Origin of the sequence: Alistipes dispar (assembly GCF_006542685.1) — a bacterium.
Taxonomy (GTDB): Bacteria; Bacteroidota; Bacteroidia; order Bacteroidales; family Rikenellaceae; genus Alistipes; species Alistipes dispar.
In genome coordinates this window covers 506,664-525,000 of sequence record NZ_AP019736.1, presented here as the reverse complement: position 1 = coordinate 525,000, position 18,337 = coordinate 506,664, and the positions used below count along the sequence as shown (strand labels likewise).

12 protein-coding genes (1 of these 12 running past the window's edge) are annotated in these 18,337 nt (G+C 63.5%); 2 read left to right on the top strand and 10 right to left on the bottom strand.

The features are described from left to right. The 10 genes from FME97_RS02480 to FME97_RS02435 all read right to left on the bottom strand — a co-directional run. A protein-coding gene (locus FME97_RS02480; RefSeq protein ID WP_141427713.1) for a Gfo/Idh/MocA family protein crosses the window boundary here: on the bottom strand, nt 1–784 show its 5' portion. The gene continues 488 nt to the left of window position 1, outside the view; only the first 784 of its 1,272 coding nucleotides appear in the window; the start codon lies at nt 782–784; its stop codon lies off the left edge, out of view. A gap of 159 nt (nt 785–943) precedes the next feature. After that, the gene (locus FME97_RS02475; RefSeq protein WP_141427712.1) at nt 944–3,715 is read right to left on the bottom strand and encodes a 3-keto-disaccharide hydrolase; all 2,772 of its coding nucleotides are present in this window, start codon (nt 3,713–3,715) and stop codon (nt 944–946) included. Nucleotides 3,716–3,741: 26 nt separating this feature from the next. Beyond that, the gene (locus FME97_RS02470; protein ID WP_141427711.1) at nt 3,742–5,025 is read right to left on the bottom strand and encodes a Gfo/Idh/MocA family oxidoreductase; all 1,284 of its coding nucleotides are present in this window, start codon (nt 5,023–5,025) and stop codon (nt 3,742–3,744) included. 29 nt (nt 5,026–5,054) lie between these two features. Beyond that, nucleotides 5,055–6,308: a 3-keto-disaccharide hydrolase gene (locus FME97_RS02465; RefSeq protein ID WP_232522952.1), complete on the bottom strand. Its 1,254-nt coding sequence runs from the start codon at nt 6,306–6,308 to the stop codon at nt 5,055–5,057. 261 nt (nt 6,309–6,569) lie between these two features. Continuing rightward, nucleotides 6,570–7,892, bottom strand: coding sequence for an acetyl-CoA hydrolase/transferase family protein (locus tag FME97_RS02460; protein WP_141427709.1), 1,323 nt, complete (start codon nt 7,890–7,892; stop codon nt 6,570–6,572). A gap of 113 nt (nt 7,893–8,005) precedes the next feature. Next, the gene (gene infB, locus FME97_RS02455; protein WP_141427708.1) at nt 8,006–10,879 is read right to left on the bottom strand and encodes a translation initiation factor IF-2; all 2,874 of its coding nucleotides are present in this window, start codon (nt 10,877–10,879) and stop codon (nt 8,006–8,008) included. 31 nt (nt 10,880–10,910) lie between these two features. After that, nucleotides 10,911–12,140: a transcription termination factor NusA gene (gene nusA, locus FME97_RS02450; protein WP_141427707.1), complete on the bottom strand. Its 1,230-nt coding sequence runs from the start codon at nt 12,138–12,140 to the stop codon at nt 10,911–10,913. Between the two features lie 71 nt (nt 12,141–12,211). Then, the gene (gene rimP, locus FME97_RS02445; RefSeq protein WP_141427706.1) at nt 12,212–12,679 is read right to left on the bottom strand and encodes a ribosome assembly cofactor RimP; all 468 of its coding nucleotides are present in this window, start codon (nt 12,677–12,679) and stop codon (nt 12,212–12,214) included. Nucleotides 12,680–12,894: 215 nt separating this feature from the next. Next, nucleotides 12,895–13,689 carry an acyl-ACP--UDP-N-acetylglucosamine O-acyltransferase gene (lpxA, locus tag FME97_RS02440; protein ID WP_141427705.1) on the bottom strand — a complete coding sequence of 265 codons (795 nt, stop codon included), beginning with the start codon at nt 13,687–13,689 and terminating at the stop codon, nt 12,895–12,897. 7 nt (nt 13,690–13,696) lie between these two features. Next, nucleotides 13,697–15,088, bottom strand: a complete 1,392-nt coding sequence (locus FME97_RS02435; protein WP_141427704.1) for a bifunctional UDP-3-O-[3-hydroxymyristoyl] N-acetylglucosamine deacetylase/3-hydroxyacyl-ACP dehydratase — start codon at nt 15,086–15,088, stop codon at nt 13,697–13,699. A 153-nt stretch (nt 15,089–15,241) separates the two neighbouring features. Between FME97_RS02435 and FME97_RS02430 the strand changes: the two genes are divergently transcribed. Both FME97_RS02430 and FME97_RS02425 read left to right on the top strand, forming a co-directional pair. After that, on the top strand, nt 15,242–16,216 hold the full coding sequence (locus tag FME97_RS02430) for an energy transducer TonB (protein WP_232522917.1): 975 nt from the start codon (nt 15,242–15,244) through the stop codon (nt 16,214–16,216). 601 nt (nt 16,217–16,817) lie between these two features. Further along, nucleotides 16,818–18,314, top strand: coding sequence for a potassium/proton antiporter (locus FME97_RS02425; RefSeq protein ID WP_141427703.1), 1,497 nt, complete (start codon nt 16,818–16,820; stop codon nt 18,312–18,314). Nucleotides 18,315–18,337: the final 23 nt, after the last annotated feature.

Here is an 18,337-nt window from a genome sequence, read left to right as displayed (position 1 = left end):
AATTCGAGATCCAGTCCCGGCGGTTGTAGTAGAGGTCCACGGCCGAATAGGGACACTCCTTCTCCACGGGGCAGTCGATACAGCGTTCCGTACTGCCGGCCGGGGCGTTTTCGCGCCGATACCAGCGGAGCGACCCGAACGAGGAGAGCTTCCGGCAGCGTGCCTCGGTCAGCCACAGCAGGAAGTCGATGTCGTGGCAGCATTTTGAAATGAGCATCGGGTTCGTGACCTCCTCCTTCCGCCACATGCCGCGCACGAATCCGTGCGTCGTGCGGTCGAGCCCCACGGAGGCGATATGGCTGATGGAAATGATCTCCCCGAGCTCGCCCGAATCGACGATCTCCTTGATTTTGATGAAGTAGGGATGGTAACGCAACACGTGGCAAACCCCTACGATCACCCCTTTGCGCCGTGCCGCCTCGGCGATCCGGACGCATTCGGGCAGGGTTTGCGCGATGGGCTTCTCCAGCAGGACGTTGTAGCCCGCTTCGATGGCCTTCATGCAGGGTTCGAAGTGCATGTTTTCGGGTGTAGCGATCAGCACGGCGTCGGCCGGGACGGGGTTCTCGAAAAACCGGTCGTAATTCTCGAAACATTGCGCGGCGCCGAGTCCGAATTTTTCGGCGACGGTGCGGCGGCGGAGGGGGTTGAGTTCCACGACGCCGACGAGTTTCAGCCGCTCGGGATGCCGGACGGCGTATTCCAGATACTTGTTCGTGCGGTTTCCCGCGCCGATGGCTACGATCGTCACGGGACCCGCACCGGATGATGCGGAAGCGGTCATTGTTGTTTGCGCTGGTGTGTTCCGGAAGCGGCAGCGGACGGAAGTTACGGCCGGCCTCCGCTTCCATGCACAAAGATACGATTTTATTCCGAAACCCCGTGCTTCCGAATGCAAAAAGCCCGCTCCGGAGAGCAGGCTTTTTGTCGTCGTGTCGGAAGATCAGAGCTCCTTGACGCGGATGTTGCGGAAACGGATGCCCGGACCGTGGCCCAGCAGGCCGATGTGTCCCTTCTTGTTGAAGAGTCCCGGGTGGTTGCGTCCGTCCACCGTGTAGGGATTCTTCGTCGAACCGTCGGGGGCGACGTTGTGTCCCTTGCAGGCTTTGCGGATGTTGCCGTCGAGAATCACCTCGCCGTTCACCGTCACCGTGATCCGGTCGCCTACGGCGCGGATCTCCTCGACGTTCCAGGTTCCCAACTCGCCGAACTTGACGCGCTTGGCCGGGATGACGCCGTAAACCGATCCGTGCTGCTGGTAGATCTCGATGTTCTTGTAGATCGGATCGTCGTGGTCGAGCACCTGAATCTCCATGCCGTGGAAGGCGGCATCGACGCCCATCGGGGTGCGGATGCCGATTCCGTTGTTCACGCCCGGGCGGACGAACGCGAACTCGAAGCGCAGAACGAAGTCGCCGTACTCCTTCTTCGTGTAGAGGTTGCCCGAACCGCCGTACTGCGCCGTCACGTCGATCGTGCCGTCGAGGGGCACGTAGTTGGTCGTATTGCCGGTCCATTTCTCCATCGAGAGTCCGTCGAAGAGCACCTCGAAGCCTTCGGCCGCCTCTTCGGGCGAGAGCTCGAAGCGCGGAACGGCCGCATATTTGGCCAGCAGCCCCTTGATCTCGTCCACGGCATAGCCGGCGTCGGCATCCGACTTGGCCAGCGCGGCATATACTTCCTGCGCCTTTTCGAGTGCGTTTACGACCGTCTCGCCGCCCATGCCGGGGTTCTTCGCCGCGATGGTCTTGACGGCGAATGCCGCCGCTTCGGCCGTTGCGGGCGTACCGAGATAGCGGGCCGCCACCTCGATCGAGGGGAACGAGTAGGTCGCGGCCAGCGCGCGGAGCAGCCGGTTCTGCACGTCGGCCGAGGGGTCGGCCTCGAGCCCTTTGCAGTAAAGCGCGGGACGCTCTTCGGCCGGAGCGTAGGTCGCCACGAAATCCGTATAGCGGGCGAGGGCCTTGTCTTTCCATGCCGGGTTCCGCGCGGCCAGATCGGACAGCACGCCGATCATTTCGGCGTTGTCCACCGTCAGCAGTGCGGCGAAGGCGGCGTCGCGGTCGTCTGCTGCGAGCAGGGCGTCGATCGCTTCGCGGCTGCCGGCCTGGGCGAGCAGCGGGTAGTAGCGCGTCCGCTCCTTCGCGGCGGCCATCCGTGCGGAGACCTTATCGAACTGTACGTCGGCCGGTTGTGCGGCGAGGGCGTTCTTCAGACCGTCCTGTACCTTCCGCATCTCCTCTCCCGAGGTTTGGTCGAGCAGGTCGCAGAGGCGGTCGAAATCCCCGACGGTCGTGACACCCGCCAGGGCGTCGGCCGCGGCGGTCCGCACGGCGGCATCCTCCGATGCGAGCAGGGCGAACACCTTGTCCGCAGCGGGGGCGATCCGGCGGGCGGCCGCCAGTTTGAGCGCGTGAACCTGCGTGGAGGGGGCGCCGTCGAGCGCCGCGAGCACGCCTTCGTTCACATTGCCATTGAACGCCAGCAGCGCAGCGCTCGCCTCTGCGGCGTGCGGGCCGTCGAGGCAGGCGATCAGGGCTTCCAGGGCCTCCGTACCGCCGATCTTCCCGGCAGCGCGGATCGCCGCCGCGGCCAGTTCGTCGTCGTCGGAGCCGATCATCGCCACGACGGCGTCGGTCTGCGAGGCGGCATGGCGTGCACCGAGCCAGTTCACGATGTCCGTGCGGGCCTGTTCGGTCAGCGAGGGCATCTTCCGGACGACAGCGGCGTAGAGCGCCTCGTCGGCGAAGTCGCCGGCGAAGTCGAGCGCCGCGCCGCGGTACTCCCGGTCGCCGTCCCGGAGGGCGGCGAGCAGGTTCTGCGTGCGCTTTTTGACATCCGTCCGGAGAATGATCTGCAGGGCGGCGGCGCGGACGTTCGTGCGCGCCGTGGCCTTCGCCAGCGAACGGGCTGCGGCGAGGGCGCTCTTCGTGTCGCCTTCGTCGGCGAGGCGGTTCACCAGCCGGATGTAGGCGCTCGTGGCGTCGGTCTTGCCGAAATCGTAGTCCGAAGCGGCGGCCGCATCGGCCAGCGTCCTGAGCGAGCTCTTGCCGCCGCAGGCGGCCAGGGCGTTGTAAACTGCCTCTTTCGTGGCGTCGTCGGTCTGGTAGTCGGTCAGCCACGAGAGGAGGATCTCCTCGGCTCCCTCGCTCGGACGTTTCGAGGCGGCATAGGCCAGCAGGGCCGAAGGCCGCGGGGCGTTCTGCATCAGCGAGAGAACGGCCTCCTCGCTTCCGGGTGTCGAGACGAGGCCCCGCACGGCCGCGTCGGCCAGGTAGTCGTCGTCCGCATATTTCACGAATACCGGAATGTCCTCTTCGGTGGAGCAGATCTGGAGCAGCGAGAGCAGGAATGCCTGGTTGGGCTTGTCCGTGCAGGCGGCGATTCCTTCGGCCAGCCCCTTGCGGACCTCGGCGCGGGCCGCGTCGAGCCCTTCGCCGGTCACGTAGTCGGTCACGCCGTTCAGGGCGTACTCCACGACGGCGTTCTGTCCCTTGTCGGCGGGCACGAGCATGCCGGCCATCTCCCGGACGCCCGCGGCGCCGGTCGATGCCAGTTCCCGCATGAGGCCGTTATAGACTTCGGAGGTCTGGGCCGGGAGCTGCGCCAGCGCATCGGCGACGATGGTCGTGGCGGTGCGCTGCCGGGCGTCCTGCGCCCCTGCGGCCAGCGGCAGGAGGCAGGAGGCGAGCAATATGACGAGTATTTTCTTCATGGTGTGCATGTTTTGGACGTTACGGATCAGATTTTCCACGGTGCGCGCATCGGTTGGTCGATCAGCCGGTTGGCCGCGTCATCGCCGACGAAGAGCTGCTTCGCGGGATCGAAACGGAGCGTGCGGTTGAGCCGCAGCGCGCAGAGGGCCATGTTCACCAGCGTCGCGCTGTGGTAGCCCTTGATTTCGTCGAGCGCGAAGCGTTCGCGGTTGCGGATGCACTTGATGAAATCGGTGTTCTGCGGCTCCGGATCGGGCAGCTCGGCGAGCTTGTTCATCACGTCCGGAATCGTGCATTCGAATCCCTTGTAAACTTTGCCTTTCGGACCTTCGATGTAGGGCACTTTGCCCTCGCTCTCGAAGCCTTCGCCCTCGAGGACGATCTGGCAGCCGTCCTCGTAGGTATAGACGATCCTGCGCCAGATGCCGATGGCGTCGGGATGCTGCTGCGGGGCGTCCACCTCGACCTTCACGGGCGAGGTATTGTCCTTGCCCAGCAGGTACTGCACGGGGTCCATGTAGTGCTGTCCCATGTCGCCCAGGCCGCCGCCGTCGTAGTCCCAGTAGCCGCGGAAGGTCTGGTGCGTGCGGTGCGCATTGTAGGGCTTGTAGGGAGCCGGACCCAGCCAGAGGTCGTAATCCAGCGCGGCGGGCACGGGCTGCGGCGTGAGGTTCTCCTTGCCCACCCAGAAGAATTTCCAGGTGAAGCCCGTGGCTCCGGAGATGGTGACTTTCAGCGGCCAGCCGAGCATGCCGCTGTCCACGAGCTTCTTGAGCGGCTGGACGGTCGTGCCGAGGCCGTAGAAGGTGTCCTGGAAGCGGAACCAGGTGTTCAGGCGGAAGATGCGGCCGTTCCGTTTGACGGCCTCCATCACGCGCTTGCCCTCGCCGATCGTGCGTGTCATCGGCTTTTCGCACCAGATGTCCTTTCCGGCGCGGGCGGCCTCGACGGCCATGATTCCGTGCCAGTGGGGCGGGGTGGCGATGTGCACGATGTCCACGTTCGGATCGTTGATCAGGTCGCGGTAGAAATGGTAGGTCTGCAACTTCTGGCCGAATTTCTGTTTGCCCAGTTCGACGGCGCTCGCCAGGTGGTTCTTGTCCACGTCGCAGAGGGCCACCAGCCGGCACTGCTCGTCGCTGGTGAAGTGGTAGCTGCTGCGGCCGATGCCGCCCGTGCCGATGATGCCCTTGGTGAGCTGGTCGCTCGGGGCGACATGCTTTGGGCCTCCCAGCACCCGGCTCGGGACGATCGTCAGCAACGCCAGACCGCCGGCCGTTTTCAGGAAGTTTCTTCTGTTGATTCCCATGAGTGTCGTTTTTCAGGTTGTCGTTCGGTTTACAGCTCGGTGAGTTTCAGGTTGCGCCACTGCACCTTGATACCGCCGCCGTCGTGGATCTGGAGCGCGATGCGGCCCTGTGCGGCGCCGATCTTCTCGTCGCGGATGTCCACCATCGGCTCGCCGTTGAGCCACGTCTGGACGTGGTCGCCCTCGACGCGCAGGCGCAGCGTGTTCCACTCGCCCTCCTTGAGGATCGACTCCTTCTCCTCGGGAATCTGCACGAGCCAGCCGCGGCCGTAGGATTCGTAGATGCCCGCCGTGTCGAAGTTCTTGGGAGCTACTTCGCACTGCCAGCCGTGAACCTTCACGGGAGGCTCCACGAACGAGCGGAAGAAGACGCCCGAGTTGCCGTTGGCCAGTTGTTTGAACTCCACCGTGAGGTCGAAGTCGTTATAGTAGTCGCGCGTGGCCAGGTAGCCGTACTGCTTGTCCGGACCGCTTTCGCAGACGAGGTTGCCCTCCTTGTCCACATACCACTTCTCCGTGCCGTAAGCCTCCCAGCCGGTGAGGTCCTTGCCGTTGAAGAGCGCGACCTCCTTGCCGGCCTTGCGGGGCAACTCCTTGATCTTGATGTTGCGGAACGAAGCCGGGTCGCCGTGGTCCTGGAGGCAGATCACGCCCTTGCGGGCCAGACCGTATTCGGGAGCGGTCTCCCATTTGCCGCTGTGCTTGCGGGCGAACCAGTCGTCGGTCCACGCCTCGAACTCGAGAATCTTCTTGCCGTTGAGCCAGTGCTCCACGTGGCCGTTGTCGAAGACGATGCGCGACGAATTCCATTCGCCCTGCGGATTGACCTGCATGGCGGCCTTGTCGGGCAGGTGCATGGCGTAATCCACGCCCAGGCGCTGCCACTCCTCGAGCTTCGTCGGGGCGTTCACTTCCTCCCAGCCCTCCTCGTCGATGAGCTGGTATTCGGGACCGGTCACGTAGGGAACCTTGAAATAGGGATCTTCGACCACGTGGTACAGCATGCCGCTGTTTCCGCCGTGCGAGAGTTTCCACTCCCAGTCGAGGATGAAGTTTTCGTACTCTTTCTTCGTCACGATATAGCCCGACAGGTCGCTGCCGCCGCCTTTGGCCTGGATGCAGCCGTCCACGACGGTCCAGGGCTGCGTCAGCGAGTCGCCGTTGAAGTCCTTCCACTGGTCGAGCGTCTTGCCGTCGAAGAGGAGCTGCCAGCCGTCGGCGATTTCCGCCTCGGAGAGCGTGTTGTGTTTCGGAGCGCAGGAGACGAGGCCGGCGGAGAGCATGGCGGCCCCGCACAGCGAGCCGATGAGGGTTTTGGTTGTTGAGAGTCTCATAGTAGTTTTTGATTTGAATTGAAACGTATGATTATTTGAGTGTGTCCGCACGATAACGATTTTGTTTTGCCTGTATATCCTCACAAAAATAAAATATTTTTCTATCGAAACCAAATGAAACATATTAAAAAACGTTTCAGACAGAAAAAAGACGCGGAATTCCGGACCGAAGCCGGAATCCCGCGTGCGTGGGGCCGCGATCGGCGGCGGTTAGTTTTCGCTCATGTACTTCTTGACGTAGTGGTGGTGTTCGCCGAAACGCTCGAAGGCGGCCCGGTCGAGTTCCTCCTGCGCCGAGGGGTGCGCCACCGAGATAATCAGCCGGGCGCGCTCCTGCAGCGTCTTGCCGTAGAGATCGACGGCTCCGTTCTCCGTGACGAACCAGTGGATGTGGTTGCGCGTGGTCACGACGCCCGCGCCGGCCGTGAGCACCGGGGCGATCTTCGAGACGCCCTTGTTCGTGATCGAAGGCATGGCGATGATCGCCTTGCCGCCCTTCGACAGCGACGCGCCATAGACGAAGTCGATTTGGCCGCCCACTCCCGACCAGAACTTCGTGCCGAGCGAGTCGGCGCACACCTGGCCCGTCAGATCGACTTGCAGGGCCGAGTTGATGGCCGTCATGCGGTCGTTCTGCGAGATGATGTAGGGGTCGTTCGTGTAGCCCACGTCCATCATCAGCACGCCGGGGTTATCGTCGATGAAGTCGTAAACCTTCTGCGAACCCATCAGGAAGGTCGAGACCATCTTGCCCGGGTCGGTCTTCTTGGCCTCGCCGTTGATGACGCCCTTCTCGACGAGCGGCAGCACGCCGTCGGCGAACATTTCGGTGTGGATGCCGAGGTTCTTGTGGCCTCCCAGTTGTGCCAGCACGGCATTGGGAATGGCGCCGATGCCCATCTGGAGCGTCGCGCCGTCCTCGATCAGCGCGGCGCAGTGCTTGCCGATGGCCGTCTCGACCTCGTTGGGCTCGGAGAAGTGCGCCTCCATGAGCGGTGTGTCGTCCTCCACGAAGAGGTCGATCTTCGACATGGGGATCATCGCCTGGCCGAACGAACGGGGCACGTGCTTGTTCACCACGGCGATCACGTAGTCGGCGCACTCCACGGCGGCCAGCGTCGCGTCCACCGACGTGCCGAGCGACACGTAGCCGTGCTTGTCGGGCGGGCAGACCTGGATCATCGCCACGTTGCACGGCACGGCGCCGCAGCGGTACAGCCGCTGGGTTTCGCTCAGGAAGATCGGAATGTAGTCGGCGTAGCCGCTCTGCGTCACCTTGCGGACGTTGCTGCCCACGAAGAACGAGTCGAGCTGGAAGACGCCCTCGAATTTCGGATCGGCATAGGGGGCCGGACCCTCCGTGTGGAGGTGATGGACGTGCACGTCCTTCAGTTCGCCGGCCTCTCCGCGCTTGCACATGGCGTTGATCAGGCACTGCGGAGCCGATGCCACGGAGCTCAGGTGCACATGATCGCCCGATTTGATGACCTTGACGGCCTCTTCGGGAGTCGTAAATTTGATCTGCGTATTCATGTTGTGTGTTTGGGATATTGGTTTTGATTCTTGTCTGCTTCCGTTCCTATTCCCTTTTCAGTCGCTTCCCGCCGGTCGGGGCCGCCGTGCGGCGGTCCCGACCCGACCGGCCGTTATTTGCGTTTGACTTCCACCTGTTCGTATCCTTCGACGATGTCGCCCACGCGGATGTCGTTGAACGATTCGATGTTCAGACCGCAGTCCTGACCCGAGGCCACCTCCTTCACGTCGTCCTTGAACCGCTTGAGCGAGCCGAGCTTGCCCGTGTAGATCACGATGCCGTCGCGGATGACGCGGATCGGGGTCGAGCGCTGCAACTTGCCTTCGCGCACGACGCAGCCCGCCACGGTTCCGACCTTCGAGATCTTGAAGATCTCCAGCACCTCGACCGAAGCCACGATCTCCTCCTTCATCACCGGTTCGAGCATGCCCTCGATGGCGTCCTTGATGTCGTTGATGGCGTCGTAGATGATCGAGTAGAGGCGGATTTCGATCTCCTCCTTCTCGGCCACCTTGCGCGCAGCGGCCGACGGACGCACCTGGAAGCCGACGATGATGGCGTTCGAGGCGGCGGCCAGCAGCACGTCGGACTCCGAAATCTGGCCCACGGCGGCGTGGATGACATTGACCTGCACGGTCTCCTTCGAGAGCTTGATGAGCGATCCGGACATGGCTTCCACGGAGCCGTCCACGTCGCCCTTGACGATGATGTTGAGCTCCTTGAACGATCCGATGGCGATGCGGCGTCCGATCTCGTCGAGCGTCACGTGCTTCTGGGTCATGATGCCCTGCATGCGCTGCAACTGCTCGCGCTTGTTGGCGATCTCGCGCGCCGAGCGGTCGTCCTCCATCACGTTGAACGTGTCGCCGGCCTGCGGGGCGCCGTTGAGACCCAGCACCTGCACGGGCGTCGAGGGACCCGCTTCGGCCACCTTCTTGCCGTTCTCGTTGAACATGGCCTTCACACGGCCGGTGAAGGTCCCCGAGAGGATCACGTCGCCGACATGCAGCGTGCCGGCCTGCACCAGCACCGTCGAGACGTAGCCGCGTCCCTTGTCGAGCGTCGATTCGATCACCGTGCCGACGGCCTTTTTGTTCGGGTTGGCCTTCAGGTCGAGCATCTCGGCCTCGAGCAGCACCTTTTCGAGCAGCTTGTCGAGGTTCAGCCCCTTCTTGGCCGAAATCTCCTGGTCCTGGTATTTGCCGCCCCACGACTCCACGAGGTAGTTCATCTGCGAGAGCTGCTCCTTGATGTGGTCGGGATTGGCGTTGGGCTTGTCGATCTTGTTGATGGCGAAGACCATCGGCACGCCGGCGGCCTGCGCGTGGTTGATCGCCTCGATCGTCTGCGGCATCACGTTGTCGTCGGCCGCCACGATGATGATGGCCACGTCGGTGATCTTCGCGCCGCGGGCGCGCATGGCCGTGAAGGCCTCGTGGCCCGGGGTGTCGAGGAAGGTGATCTTCTGGCCGTTCAGCTCGACGCTGTATGCGCCGATATGCTGCGTGATGCCGCCCGCCTCGCCTTCGATGACGTTCGTCTTGCGGATGTTGTCCAGCAGCGAGGTCTTGCCGTGGTCCACGTGTCCCATGACCGTCACGATCGGCGGACGCGGCACGAGGTCCTCCTCCTTGTCCTCGTGGTCGTCGGCGATGGCTTCCTGAATCTCCACGGAAACGAATTCGACCTTGTAGCCGAACTCCTCGGCCACGACCACGAGCGCCTCGGCGTCGAGACGCTGGTTGATCGACACCATCAGTCCGAGGTTCATGCAGGCCGTGATGACTTCGGTGGGCGGGACGTTCATCATCGTGGCCAGCTCGCTCACGGTGACGAACTCGGTGACCTTGAGCGTCGAACGCTCCTGTTCCGAACGTTCGAACTCCTCGCTCATGCGTTCGGCCACGGCTTCGCGCTTCTCCTTGCGGTATTTCGCCGCCTTGGTCTTGGCGCCCTTGGCCGTCAGACGGGCCAGGGTGTCCTTCACCTGCTTCGAAACCTCTTCGTCGCTCACTTCGGGGCGGACGACCGGTTTGGGCGTGTTCTTGTTCTTGTTGCGGCGTCCTTCGCCCGGACGGGGCTGGTTCTGCTGTCCGCCGCGGTTGCGGTCCTGCCCGCCGCCGGGACGGCTGCCGCCGTTGCCGCCCTGGCCGCCCTGACCCTGCTTGCCGCCGCCCTGCGAGCCTCCTTTCTGGGCCTTCGAAACGTCCACCTTCTCCTTCTGGAGGCGTTTGCGCTTGTGTTTGCCGCCGGGGACGAAGCCCGACACGTCCATCGTGCCGAGCACCTGCGGACCCGTGAGGGTCACCGTTGCCGGGCGGAAGATGTTGTCTTTCGGCGCCTCCTCCTTCGGCGCTTCGGCCTTGGGCGCTTCGGCTGCCGGAGCGGAGGCCGAAGCCGTCTTCTCCGGGGCTTCGGGCTGTGCCGGCGCGGCGGCCGGGGTTGCCGGGGCCGCGGCTTTCGGCTCCTCCCGTGCGGGAGCGGGTGCAGCCTGTGCCGGAGCCGCGGGCGCTGCCGGGGCGCTCTTCTCGGGTTGTGCCGGCGCGGGGGCCTCCGCCTTCGGGGCGGGAGCCTCCGTCTTCGCGGGCGCGGGCTGGGGCGCCGGGGCCGGAGCGGGCTTGGGTTTGGGCGAGAGGTCGATCTTGCCGAGAATCTTCATCTGCGGGATCTCGTCCTTCACGCTGATCACGTTGCTTTTGATGACGACCTCCTTTTCCTCCTCGCGCTCCTGCTTCTTAGCCTCCTCGAGTGTGATGGTCGTCTGCTTCAGGGAGATGCGTTCGCGGATCGAGTTGCGTGCGCTCGCGGCGGCGCGGTTCGACCCGAACTCCTTCTCCAGAACGGCATAAGTCTCCGCATCGACCAGCGTATTGGGCGATCCGTCGCTCTTGATGCCCTTCTTGTGCAGGAAGTCCGTGATGGTGTTGATACCCACGTTGAACTCCTTGGCAACCTGAATGAGCCTTAATTTTCTTTCATTACCCATATCGTATTGTTCTCCTTTCTTTCGGTTTTGGTTATTCGAACTCGGCCTTCAGAATCTCGACGACCTTCTGCGCCTGCTCCAGTTCGAGGTCGGCGCGGGCGGCGATCTCCTCGACGGGCAGCTCCAGCACGCTCTTGGCCGTGTCGCAGCCGGCGCTCTTCAGCGCGTCGATGATCCAGCCGTCGATCTCGTCGGCGAACTCCGTGAGGGCCACGTCCTCCTCCTCGATCTCGCGATAGACGTCGATGTCGTAGCCCGTGAGCATCTTCGAGAGGCGGATGTTCAGGCCGCCCTTGCCGATGGCCAGCGACACCTGGTCGGGCTTGAGGTAAACCGAGGCGGTCTTCTTCTCCTCGTCTATGGTGATCGATGAGATCTTCGCGGGATTGAGCGCCCGCTGGATCATCAGTTGCGTGTTGGCCGTGTAGTTCACCACGTCGATGTTCTCGTTGCGCAGCTCCTTGACGATCGAGTAGATGCGCGAGCCCTTCATGCCGACGCAGGCGCCCACCGGGTCGATGCGTTCGTCGTAGGATTCCACGGCCACCTTGGCGCGTTCGCCGGGGATGCGGACGATCTTCTTGATGGTGATCAGGCCGTCGAAGATCTCGGGAACCTCCTGTTCGAACAACCGCTCGAGGAACTGGTTGGCCGTGCGCGAGAGAATGATGCGCGGCTGGTTGTTGTTCATCTCGACCGACTTGACGATGGCCTTGATCGTGTCGCCCTTGCGGTAGAAGTCGTTGGGAATCTGCTCGGCCTTGGGAAGGATCAGCTCGTTCTCCTCGTCGTCGAGGATGAGCACCTCCCTCTTCCAGACCTGATAGACTTCGCCCGTCACGATCTCGCCGACCTTCTCCGAGTACTTCTCGTAGAGGCTGGCCTTCTCCAGATCGAGGATGCGCGAGGCGAGGTTCTGCCGCAGCGACAGCACCGTGCGGCGGCCGAACGACGAGAGCTTGATCTCGTCGGCGTATTCGTCGCCGACCTCGTAGGTCGGGTCGATGGCCTTCACCTCCGACACGGCGATCTGCATGTTGGGATTCTCCACGGCGCCGTCCTCCACGACGGTCCGGTTGCGCCAGATTTCGAGGTCGCCCTTCTCGGGGTTGATGATGACGTCGAAATTCTCGTCCGTTTCGTACTGTTTCTGAAGCGCGTGGCGGAAGACGTCCTCCAATACGCCGATCATCGTCGGTTTGTCGATGTTCTTCAGCTCTTTGAACTCGGCAAAGTTGCTGATCAAATTCAGGTTGTCCATTGTGTGCTAATTATCTGTCTTTGTATATTTCGTTCCTTTGCATGCCGTCCTGCGCCGCAGGCGGCCGGGCGCTATTTGAAATCCAGCCACTCCTTCGTGTACTTGATCTGTGCGAAGGGATACGAGCGCGTGACCTTCACCGGCTGCTTGCGCTTCCTGCCCTCCACGGCCTGCTTCTCCTCGTAGGAGAGGGTGACGCCTTCGTCGGTCGCCTCGTCGAGGTGGGCCAGGATCTTCACGCCGTTCGTGAGCAGCACCTCCACCGGGCGTCCGACGAGTTTGCGGTACTGCCGCAGCGTGCGCAGCTCGGAGCCGATGCCCGCCGAGGCGACCGTCAGCGAGAAGTCCTCCGCATCGCGGTCGAGGTCGGCCTCCACGGCGCGGCTCAGCGCCACGCAGGCGTCGATGCCGACCGACGTGTCGCTGTCGATCGTCAGTTCGATTTCGTTGCCCGGCGTCGAGGTGCACTCCACGACGAACATGTCGGTCCCTTCGAGATGGCGTTCCGCCGCTTCGGTTATCTTTTTCGTGTCGATCATATCGCTGTTTTTCGGTCGTGTGCAACTATGAAAGAAGGGGACTTTCCGTCCCCTTTCCGCTTCGCTTCGTCTTTCGACAACGCAAATATAGTGAAAAAATCCGATATACAAATATTTATAGGAAAAATTTTGACGCACGGCGCGCCTCTCCGCGACGAAACGGGGGACCTCCCCGGAAGGCAGGTCCCCCGCATGCCGCCCCGCGGAACGGAGGCTCACTCCTCGCGGCTCCGCGTCTCGTAGGGTTTGATGACGCCGCGTTTCGAGGTGCGGATGAACCGCACGAGCGAGTCGCGCTCGTCGCTCTGCGGCACGATGCGCTCGACCTCGTCGCAGGCGGCCATGTAGTTCAGTCCGCTCTGGAAGAGGATGCGGCAGGCGTCGTGGATCTCGGCGATGCGCTCCTGCGTGAAGCCGCGGCGCGAAAGTCCGATCTTGTTGATGCCGGCGAAACGGAGTGTGTCGTTGCGCACGATGACGAACGGCGGCAGGTCCTGCCCGAGCAGCGCGCCGCCCTGGATCATCGAGTGTTCGCCGATGTGGGTCCACTGGTGGATGGCCGCGTGGCCGCCGATGACCACCCAGTCGCCGACATGCACCTCGCCCGCGAGCGAGACGCGGTTGGCGATGACGCAGTGGCTGCCCACCACGCAGTCGTGGCCGATGTGGGTGTAGGCCATCAGCAGGTTGTGCGATCCTATGCGCGTCGTGCCCGTGGAGGCCGTGCCGCGGCTGATGGTGACGTATTCGCGGATGTCGTTGTGGTCGCCGATCTCGCACACGGTCTTCTCGCCGGCGAACTTCAGGTCCTGCGGCAGACACGACACCGAGGCGGCCGTGTGGACCTTGCAGCAGCGGCCGAGGCGCGCTCCGTCGTGGATCACGGCGCCGGGACCGATCCAGCAGCCGTCGCCGATCACGACGTCGGCTGCGATGCAGGCGAACGGTTCCACCGTCACGTCGGCCCCGAGCCTGGCTTCGGGGTGGACGTAGGCAAGTTTGCTTATCATCGCCGCGCTACTTTTTGTTCTTGACGACCTGCGCCATCATGATCGCCTCGCAGGCGAGCGACTCGCCGACGAAGGCTTTGCCCTCGACCACGGCCACGCCGCGGCGGATGGGCTCCAGCAGGTGAATTTCGAATTGCAGCGTGTCGCCCGGGACGACCTTGCGCTTGAACTTCACGCCGTCGATCTTCATGAAGTAGGTCGAGTAGTTCTCCGGGTCGGGAACGCCGCCCAAGACCAGGATGCCGCTGCACTGCGCCATGGCCTCGACGATGAGCACGCCCGGCATGACCGGCTCCTCGGGGAAGTGGCCCACGAAGAACGGCTCGTTCATCGTCACGTTCTTGATGCCCGCCACGTCCGTGTCGTCGCGGTGGAAGATGCGGTCCACGAGCAGGAACGGCGGGCGGTGGGGCAGCATGTGGCGGATGGCGTTGATGTCGTAGAGCGCCGGCTTGCGGCAGTCGTAGGTGAAGCGGGGTTTCTCGCCGGCCTTGCGGATGGCGTGCTTGAGCTGTTTCATGAACTCCGTGTTGGCGAAGTGGCCCGGGCGGGTGGCCCATACGCGGCCCTTGATGCGCACGCCCAGCAGCGCGAAGTCGCCCAGCAGGTCGAGGAGCTTGTGGCGCGCCAGCTCGTTGTTGCAGCGCAGCTCGAGGTTGTTCAGGTAGCCCGCCTTGATCTCGATGTCGGGCTTGTTGAAGAGCTTCTTGAGGTGTTCGAGCTGCTCGTCCGGCACGGGATTCTCGACCACGACGATCGCGTTGTCCAGATCGCCTCCCTTGATGAGGTTCATCTTCATCAGCGGTTCGAGTTCGTGCAGGAAGACGAACGTGCGGCAGGGCGAGATCTTTCCCGCGTAGTCGTCGCCCGGCTCGAAGGTGGCGTATTGGTTGCCGATGACCTTCGAGTTGTAGTCCACGTGCACCGACACCGAAAATTCGTCGTCGGGGTAGAGAATGATCGCCGTGCCCTTCTCGGGGATCGTGTAAACCATCTTCTCGGTGACGTGGTAGAACTGCCGCTCGGCCTCCTGGTCCACCAGTCCGGTCCGGGTGACGGCCTCGGCGTATTCGCGGGCCGAGCCGTCGAGGATGGGCGTCTCGGGGGCGTCTATGTCGATCAGGGCGTTGTCCACGCCGAGCGTCCAGAGCGCCGACATGATATGTTCGATGGTGCTGACGCGGTGGCCTCCTGCCTCGATCGTCGTGCCGCGCGAGGTGTCCACCACGTAGTCGCACAGGGCGGGGATGAGCGGCTGCCCCTCGATGTCGGTGCGGCGGAATACGATGCCCGTGCCGGCTTCGGCCGGATTGACCGTCATCGTCACTTTGACGCCCGTGTGCAGGCCCTTGCCCGAGAACGAGATCGGAGCCTTGAGCGTTTGTTGTTTGGTTGTCATAAGCGGATTCATGGTAATTTGCACGCAAAGATAATGCAACTCGGGCGCAAAACCAAATTTCGGCTCCGGCGCTCCGGGGTGCGGTTAATTTTTCGTAAAGGTAATAAAAATACGGTAAAAAACACTACTTTTGCGCTGAAATCCCGAAACGACATGTCTTCGAAAGAGCACGAGCATACGGAGGACTCCGGAAGGAGCCGGGAAGCCGGGGACGGAGCGGAACGGACGCGGCCGGATGCGGCGGCGGACGGCGTGCCGGGCGGGGCCCGGACGTCGGGGCGTTCCCGTGCCGGCCGGAGCGTTCCGGCCGGGAGAGGCGCGGCCTCCGGAGAGAACGCCGGCGCGGCGGAAGGCCGTCCGCGCAGGGCACGTCTCCGCCTGCCGTTCGACAACCGCCGGGAGGATGCCGGAGAGTGGGCGTACGACCACCGTATCGGGTTGTGCATCACGCTGATCGCCTATCTGGTGCTGATGATCGCCTTCGTCTCGTCGAAGATCGTGGTGGGGCGCCGGCCCCACCAGCAGGGCATGTTCATCGACTTGCAGTCGCTCGCCGAACTGGAGCAGGAGCGCGACCGCCTCGCGGAGGAGGTGCGCCGCCGGCAGCAGGAGGGCGAGGAGATCGACTGGCGGAGTATCCGCAACGAGGTGTCGAACGAGAATGCGCTGAACGAGAAACTCCGGGACGACCGCGGCACGAACGCCGCGGCGCTGAACGATGCCGCCGCCGAGGCCGAGGCGCGCATGCGCGCCAACCGCGAAGCCTACGAACAGGGCCTGGCCGAGGAGCGGGCGATCCGTGAGGGCCGCCGGGGCCGGGAGGAGGGACGGCACGAGGACCGGAAGGTGAAGGGGCGCGTCACGGTCTCCTTCTCGCTGAAGAATCCCGTGCGGCAGTCGGTCGATCTGAGCGTGCCGGCCTACCGGTGCGAGGGGGGCGGCGAAGTGGTGGTGGCGATCGTGGTGAACCGCGCCGGCGAGGTGGTTTCGGCGCGCGTTGCGGAGGGCGGCGACGACTGCATGCGCGAAGCCGCCCTGCATGCCGCGCGCGTCTCGTCCTTCAATATCGACTCTTCGGCCCCGGCGCGTCAGCAGGGGACCATCACCTACACCTTCATTCCGCAGTGATCCGTTCCGGCGGTGCGGCTCCTTCGGACCCGTTGTCCGGACCGTATGTTTTTCGGGCCGTATGGTCCTCCTTTTTCATGGGAGGGGCGGAATATTCCGATTTTTTTCATAGCTTTGCGTTCGAGCGGGTCGTTCGGACATGCGGGACTGTTGTCCGAGCTTCCTGAGTTCGCCGGCTTCCTGTCTCGGCGCGGCTGCCCGGTTGCGGCCGCGCACGGTCGCCGATCGCGTTGCGTGCATCTGCCGCGGCATTCGGAGCCCGGATTCCGGCGTTTCGTCCCGGCCCCCGGTCTGCTTCGCCGGTCCGCGGCGCGCGGGCCGTTGCGGCTGCCGTCTGCGCCGGTTTCTCATTTGGCGGACGTTCCGGTCTTCCGGAGCGCATCCCTGCGTTGTCCGGTGGCTCCGGATGCGTCCGGTCCTTCGGATTCCGCCGCCGCATGTGCGGCGATGCCGGGTCCGGGCGGTGCGCACGGAGACGGTTTCCGGGGCGGAGGCGTGTTTGCGGCACGATTTTTCGGATGCCGGGAATTGCCGGCCTTCCATGCCTGACGGGATGCGGCGGGGCCCGGTTCGTAGAGATTCAGGTTAAATTGTTGAGACGATGATAAATTTAAGCGGAGAGAATATCGTGTTGGTGGGGGCGCTGCTGCTTTTCGTGGCGGTGCTGGCCGGTAAGGTGGCCTATCGTTTCGGGGCGCCGGCGTTGCTGCTCTTCCTCGGGGTGGGCATGTTGTTCGGACTGGATTTCATCTCCTACCGTTCGGTCGATATCACCCAGTTCATCGGCATGATGTCGCTGTGCGTCATTCTGTTCACAGGCGGCATGGACACCTCCTTCCGGGAGATCCGGCCGATCATCGGGCCGGGTGTCGTGCTGGCCACGGCGGGCGTGGTGATGACGGCCCTCGTCCTGGCGGGCTTCGTATGGCTCATCGCGCCGTGGCTGGGGCTGGAGATGCCCTTCGCGCTGGCGCTGCTGCTGGCCTCCACGATGTCCTCGACCGATTCGGCCTCGGTCTTTTCGATCCTGCGAAGCAAGAAGCAGGGGCTGAAGGAGCACCTGCGGCCGCTGCTCGAGCTGGAGAGCGGTTCGAACGATCCGATGGCCTACATGCTCACGATCCTGCTCATCGGTGTGCTGTCGAACACGTCGGAGCACGTCGGGCTGGGCATGTCGGTCGTGGCGTTCGTCGTGCAGATGGTCGTCGGAGCCCTCTCCGGCTACCTCGTCGGACGGCTGGCCGTGTGGACGATCAACCGCATCGGACTGGCGAACCACTCGCTCTACGTCGTGCTGCTGCTGGCCTTCGTCTTCTTCTCGTTCGCCTTCACGGATCTGGTGGGCGGCAACGGCTACCTGGCCGTCTATCTCTCGGGACTGGTCATCGGCAATCACAAACTGGTGCAGAAACGGCCCCTGACGGTCTTTTTCGACGGTTTCACGTGGCTCATGCAGATCGTGATGTTCCTCACGCTGGGACTGTTCGTCAATAGCGACGAACTGCTGCAACCCGAGGTGCTGATCCTCGGCTGCTCCGTGGGCTTCTTCCTCATCCTCGTCGCGCGGCCGTTGTCGGTCTTCGCCTGCCTGCTGCCGTTCCGGAAGTTCACGGCCCGGGCGCGGCTCTACATTTCGTGGGTGGGGCTCCGCGGCGCCGTGCCGATCCTCTTCGCCATCTATCCGATGATGGACGACGTCGAGTACGCCGACCTGCTGTTCAACGTGGTCTTCCTCTCGACGATCATCTCGCTGCTGGTGCAGGGCACGACCGTCAGCGGCATGGCCAACCTGCTGGGACTGGCCTACGAGGAGCGCGAATCGGCCTTCGACGTCAATATGCACGAGGACATGAAGTCGGTGCTGACCGAGGTCGAGGTCAATGAGAGCATGCTCGAGAGCGGGCATACGCTCAAGGACATCGTGCTGCCCGAGAATACGCTGGTCATGATGATCTGCCGCGACGGGGAGTATTTCGTGCCGCAGGGCAAGACCGAGCTGCGGCTGGGCGACAAGCTGCTGGTCATCTCGGACCGCGGCGAGGAGCTGGAATCGACCTACCGCGAAATGGGCATCGACGAGGTGATGAAACTCGGGTAGCGTCCCGTGTCCGGCGCATCCGA